Raw genomic sequence first — 16,901 nt, 5'->3', positions numbered from 1 at the left:
ACTCGTGCAGGCCGGGACGACCGCACTCCTCAAGCAGGCCGTTCCCGAGCTCGACGTCGTGTGCCTGGCTGACGTCACCGAAGCGGTCGGACGGGTCGACGTACTGCTCTACGACCCGCAGCGCCATCGCGCTGAAGCGCTCGCACCTCAGCTCGTCGGCACGGCAGGGACTCTCCTGATCGCGTTCTCGTGGTCGGTGCGGCCCGACGTGGTCGACGACGCCCGCCGCGACGGCGCGGTGGCGTTCTTGTCGAAGGAGCTCAGCGCCAACGAGCTCGGCGCTGCGCTGCGAGCTGCCCGGGCCGGCCACCGCAACCGCTTCCTGGTCCAGCCCTTCGCCCCGCCCGCATCGGTGGGGCAGTCACGCCCGGGTGGCCTGACCGAGCGCGAGTACGACGTGCTGGAGCTGGTCACCCAGGGCCTCACCAACCCGGAGGTCGCCCAGCGGCTCTTCCTGAGCGTGAACTCGGTGAAGTCCTACATCCGCACGGCCTACCGCAAGATCGGGGCCACGCGGCGATCACAAGCAGTGCTGTGGGGCATCGAGCACGGCATCAACCAGAAGCAGCCGCGAAACTGACGACCGCGATGTCGTCGCTCGCGTTCTCCGCCTGCCACGACAGGGCCTCGGCGACCACCTGAGCGGCCGTCACGTGCGGATCGCCCGCACCACCAGCGAGCAACTCGACCAGCCGATCGTCGCCGAACAGCTCTCCTGTGGGCGCCCGCGCCTCCGTCACCCCGTCGGTGAACAGGGTCACGAGGTCGTCGCCGAGCTGGTGGTGCACCGTGCAGAAGGCAGGATCGGTCACCAGTCCGGCCGGGGTCCCGGGAACTCCGAGCTCGACCACCTGCCCGTCCGGGCGGCGTACCAACGCGGGTGGGTGCCCGGCCAGCGACAGGGCCAGCGTCCATCCGGACGCACCGCGGTCGAGACGTACGACGGCCAGGGTGCAGTGGTGCTCCGTGCCGTGCTCCCTCATCGCGACGTCGAGCGCGTGGAGCAGGTCGGCCGGGTCGGGGTGGGCGATCGCCTCGGACCGCACGGTGTGCCGGACGAACGACGTGACCACGGCGGCGTTGATGCCCTTGCCGCTGACGTCACCCAGCACGACCTCCCAGGCATCGGGAGCGACCTGGAAGACGTCGTAGAAGTCACCGCCGACCTCGTGACCGCTTCCGGCCGGACGGTAGGCAGCACCGATCTCGAGATGGGGGACGACCGGCGGCCGAGGCGGGATGAGCGTCTGCTGCAACGTCTCGGCCATGACCGCGGACTCCTGGCCTGCCCGCTCGGCTGCCGCCTTGGCAGCGAGGAGGTAGTCCTCGTAGCGGTGCCGGTCGCGGGTCTCGACGAGCACGACGAGCACGGTGCGGGCCGGGCCGTCCACCAGGCGCGCGTTCATCAGCACGGGTACCCGCCCCCCGTCGGACCGCACGAGCTCGAGCGCCAGCTCTCGCACCACCCCCGCGTGGTCGAGGATCGGTCGCACGTGGGTCTCCAGGAGGACCTGGCCGCCAGGGGAGACCAGGCTGCTGAACGTCCTCACGCCGACCACCTCGTCGGCGTCAGAGCCCAGCAGCCGGAGGAACTCGGCGTTCGCACGGGCGATCACGCCTCGCTGGTCCACCACGACGTAGCCGCAGGGAGCCGACTCGAAGGTGTCCACCTCCGATGCCGGGGTCCTGCTCATGCGGCGCCGACCGGCATGAAGTCACGCATCGCCGACACCACCGCGTCGGGGTCCGTCAGGTGGGGGGCATGTCCGCGGGTCTCGATGATCTGCAGGCGGGACCCGGCGATCTGCTCGTGGACGTACTCGCCGGCGGAGATGGGGGCGATGAGGTCGTCGCGAACCTGCAGGATGAGCGTCGGTGCCGCCACCCGCGGCAGGTCGGCCCGGTTGTCCCCGGTGAACGTCACGGTCGCGAAGTGCAAGGCGACATCAGGCCGGGTCCGGCAGAAGCTGTCGTCCAGCTCGGCTCGGGCCGCCACGTGCGACTCGCCGGCCACCATGCCCGACAGCGCGCCCTGCCAACCCAACTGGTTGCGCTCCATCATCGCGAGCAGGTCGTCGACGTCTGCCTGTGAGAAGCCGCCACGGTAGTCGCCGTCGTCCACGTAGCGGGCGGAGGGCGACACGAGGACCAGTCTCGTCACCAGCGAGGGCTCCTTGAGGTGGGCCAGCACGCCCATCATCGAGGCGACCGAGTGCCCGACGAACGTGACGTCGTCCACGGCGAGCTCACGCAGTACCTGCAAGATGTCGTCGGCGTAGCCCTCGAGGGTCGAATGGCGCTCTGCGTCGTACGTCGACGGGTCGCTCCCCGCCGAACCCGGAAGGTCGAGCAGGATCACCCGAAAGTCCTGAGCGAAGGCGGGTGCGACGAGTCGCCACATCTGCTGCCCGCATCCGAACCCGTGCACGAACACCAGGACCGGGGCTCCCGACGGGCCCGTCATGGTGGCGTTCAGGGCGCCCCCCACCTCCATGGGCGCATGCTAGGGCATGCCACCTCACCCCCACTCTCGACTACGCTCGACGCAGCGTTCCACCGACGTGCTCGGACTCGGATCCGGAACCGCGCCGATTGCTCCCCATGAGTGACTGGAGTGCCTGAGTCATGACGTCCGATCCCCGTTCGATCCAGGTGTTGATCGAGGACGTTCGCGCTCAGATGGACTCGGACACGGCGACCCTGCTGATGCTTGACGAGACAGGCAAGGTGCTGCAGCCGACGGCGTCGTCCGGGCTGGGTCGCCGATGGCGCGGCGCGACCCATGTCCGCCTCGGCACGGGATTCGCCGGGAGGATCGCCGCCGAACGTCGACCGATCCTCCTCGACCAGGTCGACGAGCTGACCGTGTTGAACCCGATCCTCCGCGACTCGGGGATCCGCCGCCTTCTCGGCGTGCCGGTCTTCGGTGCCCGCGGCCTCGTCGGCGTCCTGCACGTCGGCAGCAAGGGAGAGCGCCGCTTCGGTGCGCCGGACGCGGAACGCCTGGTGGAGCTCGCGGCTGACATCGGCCAACGGCTCACCGAGCTGAGCAAGGACGACGACCACCTCGCCGCCCTCACCTTGCAGCGCAGCCTGCTGCCCGCGGCGCCGCCATCGATCGAGGGACTCGATGTCGCCGTCCGCTACCTACCGGCCGAGGGCGACCTCGGTGGCGACTGGTACGACCTGTTCGACCTCCCCGGCGGGAGGGTCGGCCTCGTCATGGGCGACGTGGAGGGCCACGGTCTGCGATCCGCCGTGGTCATGGGCCGCCTGCGCAGCGCGCTTCGCGCGTACGCACTCGAGCACGAGGACCCGGCCGAGGTGCTGACGCGGCTCGATCGCAAGCTCTACCACTTCGAGCCAGGCATCACCGCGACCGTCATCTACGCCGTGGGTGAGCCGCCCTTCGACACCCTCGAGGTCTGCACTGCCGGCCACCCGCCACCACTCATGGCTCGCGACGGCCGGCTCGAGGCCGAGGAGACCTACGTGCCGCCGGGCCTGATCCTGGGTGTCAACCCTGACGTCGAGCGCGTCAGCCATCAGCTCGCCCTCGAGCCGAGAGCAGTGCTGGTGTTCTACACCGACGGACTCGTCGAGCGGCCGGGCCAGACCTCGACGGACCCTGACCGGTCGAGCCAACGCCTGGACCTCGTACGCCGGGCCATCCGGAGCAGCCAGGACGCCGAGACGATCTGCACCCACGTCGTCGCCGCCGGGCTGGGCGACGAGAGCGTCGAGGACGACGTCGCCGTCATCGCCCTGCGGCGGACCACCTAGGGGTCGAGTCCTACGCTGCGCTCATGGTGCACCTGCTCCTCGTCGAGGACGACGAGGCCATCCGCCGCAGCCTGACCCGCGGCCTGGTCGAACAGGGCGCCACGGTGTCGACGGCGAGCACGGCCGTGGAGGCGATCCAGGCGCTGTCGGTCGAGAAGCCGGACGCCGTCGTGCTGGACCTCGGTCTGCCCGATCTCGACGGCGCCGACGTGCTCGCCCTGATCCGGGCACAAAGCGACCTGCCGGTGCTCATCGCGACCGCGCGCGACGGTGACCGTGAGATGGTGCGGCTGCTCGACGCCGGAGCGGACGACTACCTCGTCAAACCGTTCTCGGCGGCGCAGGCGATGGCACGCGTTCGTGCCGTACTTCGGCGCTCGGCGGGGGAGGAGCCGGACCAGGGGCGCGAGGTCGTCGTGGGCGGCCTGGTGATCGACGTGGTGGCCCGCACGGTCACCCTCGATGGAGGTGAGCTGGAGCTCAACCGCAAGGAGTTCGACCTGCTGCTGGCCCTGGCGTCTCGGGAGGGGCAGGTGATCTCCAAGCGCCAGCTGCTGGCCGAGGTGTGGCAGCAGCCGTGGGGCGGCGCGGACCGCACCGTCGACGTACACCTGTCGTGGCTGCGCCGCAAGCTGGGGGAGACGGCGGCCGAGCCGCGCTACCTGCACAGCGTCAGGGGCGTGGGCGTCAAGCTCGTCGACCCGCGGTCGGACGCCGCCGAGTCGTGACGCTGCGCGCGCGCGTCCTGAGCCTGGCCGTCGGCGCCGCGACCGTGGTGCTGCTGCTGTTCGCGGTCCCGCTGTGGTTGCTGGAGCAGCGGGCAGCGACCTCGGATCTCGAGGATGCGGCGACGGTAGCCGCCCGCAGCGTGGCCGACTACGTCTCCGCCGGCGGGTCCGGCACCTCGCTACGGGCCTACGTCAAGCGGGTCGACGGTCGTGAGGACGCCGTGCAGGTCGCGGTCGTGAGCAGTGACGGCACGACGTACGGCCCTGATCTGCCTGGCGCGAGCGACAACGCCGAGCAACCGCTCCCGGAGGGGGGAGTACCCGATGGTGACCGTGACCAGGACGGCTTCCTGCCCATCTCCGGGGTCGACGTCGACCGCGTGAGCGGGGGGCACCTGGTGCGCATCGGCGTCACGACCGGCGACGGTCCCTCCGTCGTCCTGGCCTACGCGGCGGACGACGAGGTGGCCGCCGCCGTGACCCACCGCCTGGCCCCGCTCGGGGTGGCTGCGGTGCTGGTCCTCGTGCTCGTGGCGGCGGCCGCGGAGTTCGTCGCGCGCAGGCTGGTGCGCGACCTCGACCGCACCGCCGACCTCGCCGACGCCATCGCCGCCGGCGACGCCATCGCGCGCATCCCCGAGGCGGGACCCCCCGAGGTACGTCGGGTGGCCGGTGCCCTCAACGAGCTGGCGGGCCGCATCGACGAGCTGCTCGCCGCAGAGCGGGAGACGGTGGCCGACATGTCGCACCGGTTGCGCACGCCGCTGATGGCGCTGCGCCTCGACGTCGAGGCCCTGCCCCCCGGAGACGTCGCGGCCGAGCTGGAGGAGCACGTGACGAACCTCGAACGCACCTTGACCTCCGTCATCGACCAGGCGCGTCGATCGCAGCGCGAGGGGATCCGAGCAGGGTGCCTGCCCTCGCCGGTGGTGACCGAGGCGGTGGAGTTCTGGCGACCGTTGGTGGAGGACCAGGGCCGGTCCATGGGCGTCGACGTGGCACCCGACCTGCCCGAGGTGCACTGCGCGCGGGAGGACCTGCGGGTGGCCCTGGACGCGCTCGTCGAGAACTGCGTCGCCCACACCCCCGACGGCACTCCCGTGGAGGTCCGTGCCCGGCTCGCGGGCTCACCGCGTCGGGTCGTGGTCGAGGTGCGCGACCGCGGCCCGGGGCTCCCGCCCGGCGCCCTCCGGCGCGGCCGCAGCGACCGGGGCTCCAGCGGACTCGGCCTCGACATCGCCCGAGGCTGCGCCCGGACCTCGGGCGGCGACCTGGTCGTGGAGCGCGAACAGGTCGGGGACGACACATGGACCGTGGTTCGGCTCGAGCTCGGCCTGGCCGGACAGGCGGCGCACAGGCGCATTTGACCTGGATTTGAGGCTCGGTTGGGGGCTGGTTGAGGCAGGTACGGCGACGCTCGATCCATGAACTCCCGCACCGGCATCCTGACCCGCGCCTGGATGGCCACCCTCGGCCTGGTCGTCGCGGCCGCCTCGGCCACCGGTGTCCTGACGGTGGCCGCCGCACAGGCGACCGGCGCCGCCCAGACCACGACCGTCGTCAACGGAGCCACGACCACGACCAGCGGTTCCGGATCCGTCAGGAGCGGCACGGGCGCCAGTGGTGGGACTTCCTCCCAGTCCCAGGCCCAGGCCCAGGCCCAGTCCCAGGCCCAGTCCCAGCCCGCCGCGCAGAGCCACTCGTCATGAGCGCCCTGCAGTGGCGCGACTGGTCGTGCGCCGTGCGCGTGGTGCTGGCAGACGATCACGGTCATCACGAGGCTCCGACGGCCGAGGTCGCCGACCGCGTCGAGCGGGTCGTGCGCGGCCTGATGCGCGACGTCGAGCTCTCGGTGAGCCGCTTCCGCGACGACTCCGACATCTCGCGCGTCAACGGCCGGACCGGCGTGCTGGTCCCCGTCCGACCGCTCACCGTCGAGCTGGTCGAGCTGGCCCTCGAGGCCGCGGATGCGACGTACGGGGCGTGCGACCCCACGGTGGGCCGCCAGCTGCTGGCAGCCGGGTACGACGTCGACATCGACCAGGTCCGCCGTCGCAACCCCGGGGACTTCGTGCCTGCTCCGCCAACCCGCCGGGCGGACTGGACCGAGGTCCGGGTGGACCGTGGGCTCGGTCGTGTGGGCATACCTGCCGGCCTGGCGCTCGACCTGGGGGCGACGGCCAAGGCCTGGACAGCAGACGAGGCCGCCGCCCGCGTGCTCGCCACGATCGGGATCCCCGCCCTCGTCACGATCGGCGGCGACGTCGCCGTCGCCGGATCCGGACCTGCGTGGCCCGTCGAGGTGAGCGAGCACGAGGGTGAGCCCGGCCAGGTCGTGTCCCTGACCTCGGGCGGCCTGGCGACGTCCTCGACGGCCGGCCGTCGCTGGCTGACCACCATGGGCGAGCAACACCACGTGATCGACCCGGCGACGGGCCGGCCGGCTCGCGGCCCGGTGCGAACCGCCTCCGTGCACGCCGGCTCCTGTCTGCGGGCCAACTCGCTCGCCACTGCAGCCCTGGTCTGGGGAGTACGCGCGCACGAACTGCTCGCCGGGCGCACCTCCCGGCTGGTCATGACCGACGGCACCGTCGTCAACAGCGGCGCCTGGGCCCAGGACGTGGCGGCATGACGTTGTGGTTCCTGGCCCGTGCCGCAGGATTCGTGGCGCTCCTGACAGCGACGGTGACCGTGGCCCTGGGCGCGCTCGGGTCCTCCGCGCGCCCGACCGGTGGCCGCGTGGACCCAGCGCACCTGGATCGTCGTGTGCTCGCGCAGCTCGTGCACCGGTCCGCGGCAGTCCTGACGCTGGCCATGCTGGCCCTGCATGCCGTGCTGCTCGTCGTCGACCACTACGTGGCGGTCTCCTGGTCGGGCGCCCTCGTGCCGTTCACGGCCGGATACCGGGCCTTCGCTCTCGGCCTGGGCACGCTGGCGCTTTATGGGTTCGTGGTCGCGGCCGCCACGGGCGCCCTGCGCGGTCGGCTCGTCTCGCTCAGCCCACGAGCCACGCGCGCCTGGCGCGCGGTGCACCTGTCGGCGTACGCCGCCTGGGTCCTGGCCATCGGTCACGGGCTGCTCGCCGGCACCGACACCGGACAGCGGTGGGCCGTGGCGCTGTACGCCGGGTGCGCCGGCCTGGTCGCAGCGGCCGCCGCCGGTCGTGTGTTCGCCGTGCGGCGGCACGGGCGGTCGACACTTCCGCAGGCACGACGCTGGGGCACCGAGACTGCTGGGGCGATCCGATGACGACATCGCCGAACACGGCGCTGGGCACGGCCCGGGTGCTCGCCGGTACCTCCCGCGGCCGCCTGGACCTGCACGCCCATCGCGACGCCCACGGCATGCCTCCACGGCGTGACGCAGCGCAGCTGGTTCGCGACGCGCGGGCCGTCCGTCTGCTGGGTCGCGGTGGGGCTGCGTTCCCGGTGGCCACGAAGCTCGCCTCCCTGCCGGTCGGCAGCCGTAGCCGTGTCCTGGTCAACGGCAGCGAGGGCGAGCCGGCCAGCCACAAGGACAGGACGCTCATGCGGCTCGCGCCCCACCTGGTCCTCGACGGCGCCCTCGCCGTGGCGCGGGCATTGGAGACCAGGCGGGTGACCGTCGCGGTCGGCGACCCCGCGTCGTACCGGTCCCTGCACGACGCCCTGCTCGAGCGACCCGACGGTCAGGCTGTGCGCCTGGTGCGACACCGGGAGGGGTTCGTCGGGGGAGAGATCCGGGCAGTGGCCAGAGCAGTCTCGGGTGGTCCCGCGAGCCCCCCGGGCCGGCGCGTGCTCCCGACCGTGCACGGCGTCGACGGCAAGCCGACCTTCGCCTCCAACGTCGAGACGTTCGCCCAGCTCGCGGTGCTGCTCGAGCTCGGCGTGGACGCCTACGCCTCGGTGGGCGATGCCGACGAGCCTGGGACCACACTGTTGACGCTGCTCGGTGACCTCGCGCACCCCGGCGTGGTGGAGGTGCCCACCGGGCTCCCGCTCGCCAGCGTCGTGGGTGAGCAGGCCGGACCTCTGCTGGTCGGTGGCTACCACGGAACCTGGCTGCCGTCGGCCGGGGACCTCGTGCTGAGCCGGCCCGCACTGCGTGCGGCCGGTGCCCCGCTGAACGCGGGCGTGCTCGCTCGGCTGCCGCATGACACGTGCGCGCTCGGCGAGGTGGCAGCCGTCGCCCGGTGGCTGGCCGACCAGTCCGCGGGCCAGTGCGGCCCGTGCGTGTTCGGGCTGCCCTCCTTGGCCGACTCGGTCGAGCGTCTGTGCCGGGGCGAGGACGTGCGCGCCGACGTCTCGCGCCGGGTCGGGCTCCTGCCCGGGCGTGGAGCCTGTGCCCATCCCGACGGCTCCGCCGCCTTCGTCCGCTCTGCACTGACGGCCATGCCGGCCGAGCTGGACACCCACCTGCGGCACGGCACCTGTGGCCGACCGGTTCTGGGCGCGCTTCCTGTCGGGAGGGCCGCATGAGGCTCGAGATCGACTGGACCCGTTGCGACGGTCACGGCCTGTGCGCTCGACTCCTGCCCGAACGGATCGGCCTCGACGACGCCGGGTTCCCCGTCCTGGGCGACCGGACGGTCGACACCGACGACCTCGCCCACGCCCGGCGTGCTGTGAGCGCCTGCCCACGCCTTGCCCTCAGGCTCGAGCAGGCCCCGTCGCCGGCTACTCGCTGACCTCCGCACCATCCATCCATCGAAAGGGACCATCCACGTGTTCGACCTCTTCAACGGCCTCCCCGTGCACGCTCTCGTGGTGCACGCCGTCGTCGTGCTCCTGCCACTCGCCTGCCTCGGCACACTGGCGATCGCCGTCAAGCCGGCGTGGCGCGAGCGGTACGGGGTGCTCGTGGTGGCCTGTGCGGCAGCCGCCACGGTGCTGATCCCTGTCGCCACCTCAAGTGGCGAGGCGCTCGAGCATCGCGTCGGCAACCCCGGCGAGCACGCCGAGATGGGCGACCAGCTGATCTGGTTCGCGATACCTCTGCTGCTGCTGTCGGCCGCGCTGGTGTGGCTCGACCGACGCAAGCGCACTGCCGGCGCCGTCCCCGATGCCACCACAGAGTCGAAGCAGCGCACCATGACCAGGACCGTCGCGGTCCTGGCGATCATCGCCGCGCTCGCCACCTCGGTGCAGGTCTACCGCGTCGGTGACACGGGCGCCCGCGCTGCCTGGGGTGACCGGGTCGCAGCGGGTTCCTGAGCGCGTGCCCTCGAGCCTTGGACCGGTCCCGTCCATCAGCGGGGCCTCGCGGCCTTCACATTGCCTTCATCCTCCCTGGGGTCACTTGGAATCTGGGACGCGCGCGACGCGTCCGGTCATCAGGAGAAAGCCATGAACGTGCCCGAGCCGGGGACCTCGTTCGCGGCGGCGAGCCGGACCGCGGGTGAGGCCGAAGCCGTCGATGTCGTCTCCGGCAGCTTCGGCGCCGGACACGACGCGGCCGCCGACGAGATCGCTCGTCGACTAGAACACCTCGGCGTACCCACCCGTCGCTGGGACGTCGTCGATCTGATGCCCCCGGGCCTAGGCCCAGTCCTGCGGGCCGCATATCTGCGGCAGTTGAAGACGCTCCCCGGCACCTGGGGACCACTGCTCGACGCCCTCGAGCGGCATGATGGTGTGGCGCGTCTGACGGCGTCGCTGGTGTCCGCGGCCGCCAAGCAGATCGAGCGGCTGGCCCTGGAACGGCCCACGCTCGGGTTCGTCGCCACTCATCCGTTCGCCAGCCAGGCACTCGGATCGCTCCGGAGCCAAGGGCGGCTCGCTGTGCCTGCGGTCACCTACCTGACGGACATGTCCGTGCATCGCCTGTGGGTTCACCCTGGCATCGACCTGCATCTGGCGCTCCACACGTTGCCGGCCTCCGCAGCCCGACGCCATGGCGCCGGGGAGATCGTCGTCGTTCGACCCTGCGTGCCACCCGAGTTCGAGTCGAGGCGCCCGTCGTCTCGGCAGCGTGGCGGTGCGCGATCGTCGCTCAGCCCGCTCACCCAGACGCCGACCGCGCTGCTGGTCGGTGGCGCCTATGGCATCGGCCGGCTCGAAGAAGCAGCGCTGGAAGTCGGCGCGTCCGGCGTGGCAACCCCCGTCGTGCTCTGCGGCCGCAACGACCGACTTCGTCGTCGGTTGGCGCGGCGCGGTGTGCTGTCCCTGGGATGGGTCGACGACGTCGCGTCACTGCTTGCCTCGGTGGACGTGGTGATCCAGAACGCTGGCGGTTTCACGTCCCTTGAGGCGCTGGCGGCCGGAGTCCCCGTGGTGACCTATCGATGCATACCCGGCCACGGTGCGGCGAACGCTGCCGCGCTGGACAGCGCCGGCCTCGTCCCATGGCTGTTGGACGTCGACGAGCTGCCCGAGGGGCTCGTCCGGGCGCTTGAGTCGGGCCCACGAGCACTGCCGACCGAGTCCGGGCTGCTCCCGGACGCCGCCGCTGCGATCATCGACCTGATGGTCCCGACGCACCTCACCTCACGCCCGATGCCGGCATGAGCGGGATCGCCACGGGCGCGGGCATTCTCATCGCAGCGCAGCTCGGACCTGGGCTGGTCACCATCCCCTGGCTTCGTCGCACGGCGATGCCGCGATTGCATGGACTGGGCCGGCCAAACCATGTGGCGCTCACCTTCGATGACGGCCCGGATCCGCGAAGCGCCCCCCGATTCCTCGACCTTCTTGCACGCCGAGGCGTGCGGGCGACGTTCTTCCTGCTCGGCACCCATGTCCGCGCCAACGCTGACCTGGTTGTCGAGATGGCCGCGCTCGGTCACGAGCTCGCCGTTCACGGCTGGGACCACGGGTGCCTGGCCGTCAAGCGACCCCTGGTTCTCGATGAGCAGATCCTTCGGGCCAAGGACACCATCGAGAACGTCACCCAAGCTTCCGTGCGGCACTACCGGCCGCCGTACGGATGGCTCACGGGCGAGGGCGTTCTGGCGGCCCGACGACACGGATTGAGGACGGTTCTGTGGACCGCCTGGGGCCGCGACTGGTCCGCCACCTCGACGCCCGCCTCCATCGTGGCCAGGGTCGAGAGCGGGATGCTGCCAGGCGCGACGGTGCTCCTCCACGACACTGATCGCACCTCCGCACCGGGATCGTGGCGACACACCCTGGCGGCCACCGAGCGCCTCCTCGACCGGTGGGATGCGGAATCGCTCCAAGTGGGTCCCCTGGCAGAGCATGGTCGTGTCGCATGAGTCCCGTGTCATTGCGCCAGCACGGGCGCCGGCGTGCGGCACGCGTCCCTGAGTCCGAGCGTGGACCGGATGTGCCCTGATGTGGATGACCCTCCAGGAACGCTGGTTCCTCGTTGTCAACCGGTTCGCCCAGGCCACGCCGGCCCTCCACCGACCGATGAGTCTGTATGCCCACTACGGGGTGGGCCTGTTCGCAGCCGTCCTGGTGTTGTCCTGGTGGTGGGCCCGGCAGCAGGAGCTCCCGCGGGTGATGGCGGCCGCCCTGTGGGCTCCGGTGGGGGCGCTGCTGGCCATCGGAGTCAACCAGCCCCTCGTCCATCTGGTGAGTGAGGCTCGCCCTTACTCGGTGCTTCCGCAGGCCCTGGTCTTGGTGGCACGCAGCTCGGATGCCTCCTTCCCCAGCGACCACGCGGTGATGGCGGGTGCAGTCGCGATGGGCGTATGGATCACCAACCACCGGCTGGGATACGTGTCCGCCATCGCCGCGCTGCTGATGGGACTTGCGCGCGTCTACGTCGGAGCACACTTTCCGCTCGATGTCGTTGTCGGCCTGCTGCTCGGGGCTGCGGTCAGCGCGGCTGGTTTCGCCGTCCTACAACGTCTGCTCGTCGCCTCGGTCGCCACGTTGACCCACACCCCGCTGCACTTCTTCCTGACGAGGTCGCCACACAGGGTGGCGCCGTGAACTGGATCGCCTCCCACATCCTGGGCCTGTCCCCGTGGATCGCGCTGCTTGTCGTGTTCGCGGTGCCGGCGCTGGAGTCCTCGGCGTTCGTGGGCTTCCTCTTCCCCGGGGAGATCGCGCTCATCCTCGGCGGAGTCCTCGCCTCCCAGGGACACATCCCGCTGGGCGCTGTCCTGGTTGCGGGTATCGGCGGCGCCATCGTGGGCGACAGTGTCGGCTACGCAGTGGGCAGGCGTTACGGCCGGCGCCTGCTCGACGGGACAGTCGGTCGACTGGTCAAGGCCGACCATCTCGATCGTGCCGAGAGGTACCTCGCCGAGCGCGGTGGAAGGGCCGTGTTCTTCGGCAGGTTCACCGCGGCACTGCGTGTGATGGTGCCGGGTCTCGCGGGCATGTCCGGACTGCGCTACCGCACCTTCCTCGCCTACAACGTGTCCAGCGCCGTCGCGTGGGGAACCATGTCGGTGTTGTTCGGCTACCTGGGCGCCAGTAGCTGGCAACATGTCGCGCACATTGCCTCCCGCATCGGACTCGCCGCGCTCGCGGCCGTGATCCTGTTCGGGCTCGGCGGGTTCCTCGTGCGCCGTACTGCCGCCGCCAGATTCGAGGATCTCGCAGGCCGCGTCAGCAAGAGCGCCCGCCTGCGACGTCTGTTGACACGGTTTCCCCGAACCGCAGCCTGGGTCAAGAACCGCCTTCGGCTCCATGGCAGCACTGGTCTCGCCTTGACCTTGGCAGTCAGCGTCTCGGTGGCGGCGACGTGGATATTCCTAGGAGTTACCCAAGACGTCATTGCCCGCGAGGAGCTGGCACTCCTCGATCCCCAAGTCCACCATTGGGTCCTGGCCCACAGATCGAGCGGTCTCGACACCTTCTTCAGGACCGTCACATGGCTGGGCTCAAGCGTCGTCACCCTGCCGGTGCTGGCCGTCACGGGTGGCCTGCTTGCTCGGCGTCGTCACTCGTGGACCCCGGTCGTCGACATCACGGTCATCTCTACAACGGCCATCATTCTCAACGCCGTTGTCGCCCTCGCCGTGCATCGGCCACGCCCGCCGGCCTCAGCCTGGCTCACCGCGGCCAACGGATGGGCATATCCCTCCGGACACACCACCCAAGCAGTCGCCGTGTGGGGCACCCTCGCGCTCCTCGGCGCCGCCGGTGCACCCGTCCGCGCTCGCCTGATCATGACTGCGGCAGCCACGATGTCGGTCATCCTGGTCGCTGCCAGCCGGATCTATCTCGGAGATGAGTGGTTCACAGATGTGCTTGGCGCCACCGCGATGACGGCCGCCGTCCTGGCGGCCTGGAGCACCTTCCGACTTTCCTGGCTCACCCTTGCGGAGCCGCTCGCGGCGCGGAGCGATCCTCCAGACGCCTCGACCAAGCTCCGGTGTGCAGGGATCACCGAGCGCGCCCAGAGAGCGAAGACCGCGACTTAGGGTCCTTCTGGACTCCCCGTCGAACGCCTGGCTCGACATCCTGCGCCAGGCGGACCTGCTTCAGGGGGTGGCGGCGCACGACGCAGTAGGTGGGACCACATCCACCGTCAGGTGGCCGCCACTCGCCCGGGCCTCCCAGTGCGGTACCATTTGGGCTCGGGGGGGTCTCGACGACGTGCTCCGGTCTCCTGGGCTCGTGGTTCGATCAGTAGATCCCACGGTGCCGCCCGGTGATGACCCTTTCTGGTCGGGATCTTTGCAGTTGCGTGACGTTCGTGGCGATAGGTGCGTGCGCCGCGGGTCTTCTGCCTCCGCGATGCGATCATGGCCGGATGGCGACTCGGCTCCTGGTGTTGGAGGACGACGATGGCCTGCGAGCCTCCCTGCGCATGGTGCTGGAGGACGAGGGGTACGACGTGGTGGAGGCCTCCGACGCCGAGCTGGCGCTGACGGAGGTCGCCGATCCGGGCGTCGACCTGATGCTGGTCGACCTGATGCTGGGAGGCATGGACGGGTTCTCGTTCATCCAGCGTGCCAGGCCCCAGACCGATGCGCCGATCGTGGTGATCAGCGCGCGCGACGACGTGCGCGACATCGTGGCGGCCCTGGAAGCGGGGGCCGACGACTACGTCACCAAGCCCTTCCTGGTCGACGAGGTGAAGGCCAGGCTGAGGGCGCTGCTGCGGCGCCCGAGCATCGCCGGCAGCCAGACCGGTGACGAGGTCGACGTGTTCGTGCTGGACAGCCAGGGTGGTCCCTTGGTCTTCGACCGCGGAGCCGCCGTACTGGCCCGGGGGTCGGAGGAGATCCACCTGACGAACACCGAATACCGGTTGCTGAGCGTGCTGGCCGAGAACGCTGGGCGGGTGTTGAGCCGGAGCCTGCTGCTCGAGCACGTGTGGGAGCGGGGGTTCTTCGGGGACGAGCGGATTGTCGACGTCCACGTGCGACGGTTGCGGAAGAAGCTGGAGGCGGACCCTGCCTCGCCGGATGTCGTCGTCACGGTCCGGGGTCTGGGCTACCGCCTTGACGCGAGATGACCGCCTCCCGGCGAGGGCGTGGCCTGCGGTCGTCGGTGACGTACGCGTTCGCCTTCGGCGCGTTGGTGTTGTCCACTGTGCTCGCGCTCGGCACGTACTTCTCCGCCCGGCACTTCCTACTGGAGCAGCGCGAGCGTACGGCGCTACGCCAGGCGTTCACCGACAGCGCCCTGGTGCGCGACAGCCTGCTGACGTCGGGTGCCGAGGTCAGCGACGTGCTGGGTGCCATCTCGCCGCCGGCCGGTGCGGTGATCTACGTTCACCGCCACGGTGAGTGGTACTCCTCGGCCCTGGACACGGCCGGACCGGAGATGACCACCGAGGTCCAACCGCTGGTGACGTCGGGCTCGGTCGGGATCGGTTGGACCGACGCCACTGATCCGCATGCGGTGGTGGTGGGGATCCCGCTGCCCGCGGTCGACGCCCAGTACTACGAGGTGTCGGTGGCTGAGGAGCTGGACCGCACGCTGTGGACCCTGGCACTTGCCCTTGCGGTCTGCGCTGGGCTCACCACGGTGGCCGGCGCCGTGCTTGGTCGTGGAGCCAGCCGACGTGTGTTGACGCCGTTGAAGGAGGTCACGACGGCGGCCATCAAGCTGTCGTCCGGCGATCTGACCACCCGGCTCCGCAGCACCGACGATCCAGATCTGGCCGCTCTGGTCGGTTCGTTCAACCACATGGTCGACGCGCTGCACGCCCGGATCGAGCAGGACGCACGCTTCGCCGCCGATGTCGCCCACGAGCTCCGGACCCCGGTGACCACCCTGACCACCAGCCTCAGCCTCCTGCAGCAGTCCACCGACCTGTCACCTCGCTCGGCCCGGGCGGTGCAGCTGATGACCGAGGAGCTGGAGCGGTTCCGACGAGCTCTCGAAGATCTCCTGACCCTGGGACGGCTGGACGCCGGCGTCCATGACGGCGAGCTGTCGACCACCGGGGTCCGCGAGCTGGTGCGTCAGGCGCTCAAGGTGGCTGACTCCGACGTCGTCGTGGTGGACACGGGTGGGCCGGACCCCCTCGTCGAGATCGACCGTCCTCAGCTGCTGCGTGTCCTGACGAACTTGTTCCGCAACGCCGACCTCCACGGGGGTGGCCTGACCTCCGTGCGAGTCGTCGATCTCGGAGACGTGGTCGACGTGCACGTCGAGGACCGCGGTCCCGGCGTGGCCGCCGCCGACCGGGCCAGGATCTTCGAAAGGTTCGCGCGGGCCGGCGGTCAGAAGGTGGGCACGGGCAGCGGACTGGGGCTCAGCATCGTCGAGCAGACGGTGCGCAACCACGGCGGAGACGTGTGGTGCGCCGACCGGGAGGGCGGTGGGGCCGCATTCATCGTCAGGTTGCCGACCGTGAGCGGGAGATCGTGAAGACGTCCTGCGCAGGGCGGGCACGGGGCCGGCGTCGCCTGGTGGTGGGGGGCTTCGTCGCAGCGCTCCTCCTGACGGGTTGCGGGCTGCCCGGGGGAGGAGCCGTACGACGCGTGGACGAGGACACCGTGCCGTACCGGCTGCTCGAGTCCGACGCCACCCCGCCCACCGCATCCGGTGATGTCGACGCACTGGGTCGCGCGCCGGTGGTGTACTGGCTCGACGGCGATCGTCTGGTCCCGGAGGCGACAACCGGCTCGTGCTCGCAGCGACCCGAAGTCCTTGTCGAGGAGCTCGTGGTGGCACTGGCGGGGGGACCGTCCGACGAGGCTCGGGCGTCCGGGAGGTCCTCGGCGATCCCCTCGGGCACGCGGCTGGCCGTGGTCGGGGTCGAGGGGGGCACCGTCTCGGTGGACATCGACGACGGGACAGCCATCAGTGCGGAGCGCCTGCCGGCGGCCATCGGTCAGGTGGCGCTCACCCTCACCTCGGCGCCAGGTATCGAGTCGGTCCTCGTCGTGAGCAACGGTCAGTCCGTCCAGGTGCCGCTGCCCGGCGGAGCGCTCACCGACCGGCCGGTCACGGGTGAGGACTACGCAGAGCTCTTGCCCGAGCGCTTCCGCGGGTCCGGCCGTCCAGGTTGCCCGCGGTCTTGAGCCCATCGTGC

19 protein-coding genes are annotated in these 16,901 nt (G+C 70.9%); 17 read left to right on the top strand and 2 right to left on the bottom strand.

Annotation, left to right across the window (positions count from 1 at the left end; translation table 11 throughout):
• Positions 1 to 4 precede the first annotated feature (4 nt).
• Entirely contained in the window at positions 5 to 580 is a 576-nt protein-coding gene (locus ISU10_RS24025; protein WP_194695023.1) for a helix-turn-helix transcriptional regulator, read from the top strand.
• Here the strand turns inward: ISU10_RS24025 and ISU10_RS03730 are convergent.
• Complete coding sequence (locus ISU10_RS03730; protein WP_194695022.1) at positions 555 to 1,694, bottom strand: PP2C family protein-serine/threonine phosphatase; 1,140 nt, start codon at positions 1,692 to 1,694, stop codon at positions 555 to 557. The genes ISU10_RS24025 and ISU10_RS03730 overlap by 26 nt on opposite strands.
• Entirely contained in the window at positions 1,691 to 2,494 is an 804-nt protein-coding gene (locus ISU10_RS03725; protein WP_194695021.1) for an alpha/beta fold hydrolase, read from the bottom strand. Before ISU10_RS03725 ends, ISU10_RS03730 begins: the two co-directional genes overlap by 4 nt.
• 131 nt (positions 2,495 to 2,625) lie before the next feature.
• Here ISU10_RS03725 and ISU10_RS03720 point away from each other — a divergent pair, with 131 nt between their 5' ends.
• The 16 genes from ISU10_RS03720 (at position 2,626) to ISU10_RS03645 (ending at position 16,890) form a co-directional block, all read left to right on the top strand.
• On the top strand, positions 2,626 to 3,783 hold the full coding sequence (locus ISU10_RS03720; protein WP_194695020.1) for a PP2C family protein-serine/threonine phosphatase: 1,158 nt from the start codon (positions 2,626 to 2,628) through the stop codon (positions 3,781 to 3,783).
• 23 nt (positions 3,784 to 3,806) lie between these two features.
• A complete protein-coding gene (locus ISU10_RS03715) occupies positions 3,807 to 4,511 on the top strand; it encodes a response regulator transcription factor (protein ID WP_194695019.1) in 705 nt (234 codons plus the stop codon).
• A complete protein-coding gene (locus tag ISU10_RS03710) occupies positions 4,508 to 5,878 on the top strand; it encodes a sensor histidine kinase (RefSeq protein ID WP_194695018.1) in 1,371 nt (456 codons plus the stop codon). The genes ISU10_RS03715 and ISU10_RS03710 overlap by 4 nt, the downstream gene beginning before the upstream one ends.
• A 57-nt stretch (positions 5,879 to 5,935) precedes the next feature.
• Positions 5,936 to 6,220, top strand: a complete 285-nt coding sequence (locus ISU10_RS03705; protein ID WP_194695017.1) for a hypothetical protein — start codon at positions 5,936 to 5,938, stop codon at positions 6,218 to 6,220.
• On the top strand, positions 6,217 to 7,143 hold the full coding sequence (locus tag ISU10_RS03700; RefSeq protein WP_194695016.1) for an FAD:protein FMN transferase: 927 nt from the start codon (positions 6,217 to 6,219) through the stop codon (positions 7,141 to 7,143). Before ISU10_RS03705 ends, ISU10_RS03700 begins: the two co-directional genes overlap by 4 nt.
• Positions 7,140 to 7,760, top strand: coding sequence for a ferric reductase (locus ISU10_RS03695; protein ID WP_194695015.1), 621 nt, complete (start codon positions 7,140 to 7,142; stop codon positions 7,758 to 7,760). Before ISU10_RS03700 ends, ISU10_RS03695 begins: the two co-directional genes overlap by 4 nt.
• A complete protein-coding gene (locus ISU10_RS03690) occupies positions 7,757 to 8,968 on the top strand; it encodes an NADH-ubiquinone oxidoreductase-F iron-sulfur binding region domain-containing protein (protein WP_194695014.1) in 1,212 nt (403 codons plus the stop codon). Before ISU10_RS03695 ends, ISU10_RS03690 begins: the two co-directional genes overlap by 4 nt.
• Positions 8,965 to 9,177, top strand: coding sequence for a ferredoxin (locus tag ISU10_RS03685; protein ID WP_194695013.1), 213 nt, complete (start codon positions 8,965 to 8,967; stop codon positions 9,175 to 9,177). The genes ISU10_RS03690 and ISU10_RS03685 overlap by 4 nt, the downstream gene beginning before the upstream one ends.
• 37 nt (positions 9,178 to 9,214) lie before the next feature.
• Complete coding sequence (locus tag ISU10_RS03680; RefSeq protein ID WP_194695012.1) at positions 9,215 to 9,703, top strand: DUF2231 domain-containing protein; 489 nt, start codon at positions 9,215 to 9,217, stop codon at positions 9,701 to 9,703.
• Between the two features lie 132 nt (positions 9,704 to 9,835).
• Positions 9,836 to 10,996 carry an MGDG synthase family glycosyltransferase gene (locus tag ISU10_RS03675; RefSeq protein ID WP_194695011.1) on the top strand — a complete coding sequence of 387 codons (1,161 nt, stop codon included), beginning with the start codon at positions 9,836 to 9,838 and terminating at the stop codon, positions 10,994 to 10,996.
• On the top strand, positions 10,993 to 11,703 hold the full coding sequence (locus ISU10_RS03670; RefSeq protein ID WP_194695010.1) for a polysaccharide deacetylase family protein: 711 nt from the start codon (positions 10,993 to 10,995) through the stop codon (positions 11,701 to 11,703). The genes ISU10_RS03675 and ISU10_RS03670 overlap by 4 nt, the downstream gene beginning before the upstream one ends.
• Before the next feature lie 85 nt (positions 11,704 to 11,788).
• Complete coding sequence (locus tag ISU10_RS03665; RefSeq protein ID WP_194695009.1) at positions 11,789 to 12,388, top strand: phosphatase PAP2 family protein; 600 nt, start codon at positions 11,789 to 11,791, stop codon at positions 12,386 to 12,388.
• Positions 12,385 to 13,830: a bifunctional DedA family/phosphatase PAP2 family protein gene (locus ISU10_RS03660; RefSeq protein WP_194695008.1), complete on the top strand. Its 1,446-nt coding sequence runs from the start codon at positions 12,385 to 12,387 to the stop codon at positions 13,828 to 13,830. Before ISU10_RS03665 ends, ISU10_RS03660 begins: the two co-directional genes overlap by 4 nt.
• Before the next feature lie 332 nt (positions 13,831 to 14,162).
• A complete protein-coding gene (locus tag ISU10_RS03655) occupies positions 14,163 to 14,870 on the top strand; it encodes a winged helix-turn-helix domain-containing protein (RefSeq protein WP_194695007.1) in 708 nt (235 codons plus the stop codon).
• Positions 14,871 to 14,905: 35 nt separating this feature from the next.
• A complete protein-coding gene (locus ISU10_RS03650; protein WP_194695006.1) occupies positions 14,906 to 16,234 on the top strand; it encodes a HAMP domain-containing sensor histidine kinase in 1,329 nt (442 codons plus the stop codon).
• Entirely contained in the window at positions 16,231 to 16,890 is a 660-nt protein-coding gene (locus ISU10_RS03645; protein WP_194695005.1) for a GerMN domain-containing protein, read from the top strand. Before ISU10_RS03650 ends, ISU10_RS03645 begins: the two co-directional genes overlap by 4 nt.
• Positions 16,891 to 16,901: the final 11 nt, after the last annotated feature.

The sequence above is a fragment of the Nocardioides agariphilus genome, from assembly GCF_015352445.1.
GTDB lineage: Bacteria > Actinomycetota > Actinomycetes > Propionibacteriales > Nocardioidaceae > Nocardioides > Nocardioides agariphilus.
This window is presented reverse-complemented; position numbering and strand designations above follow the sequence as displayed.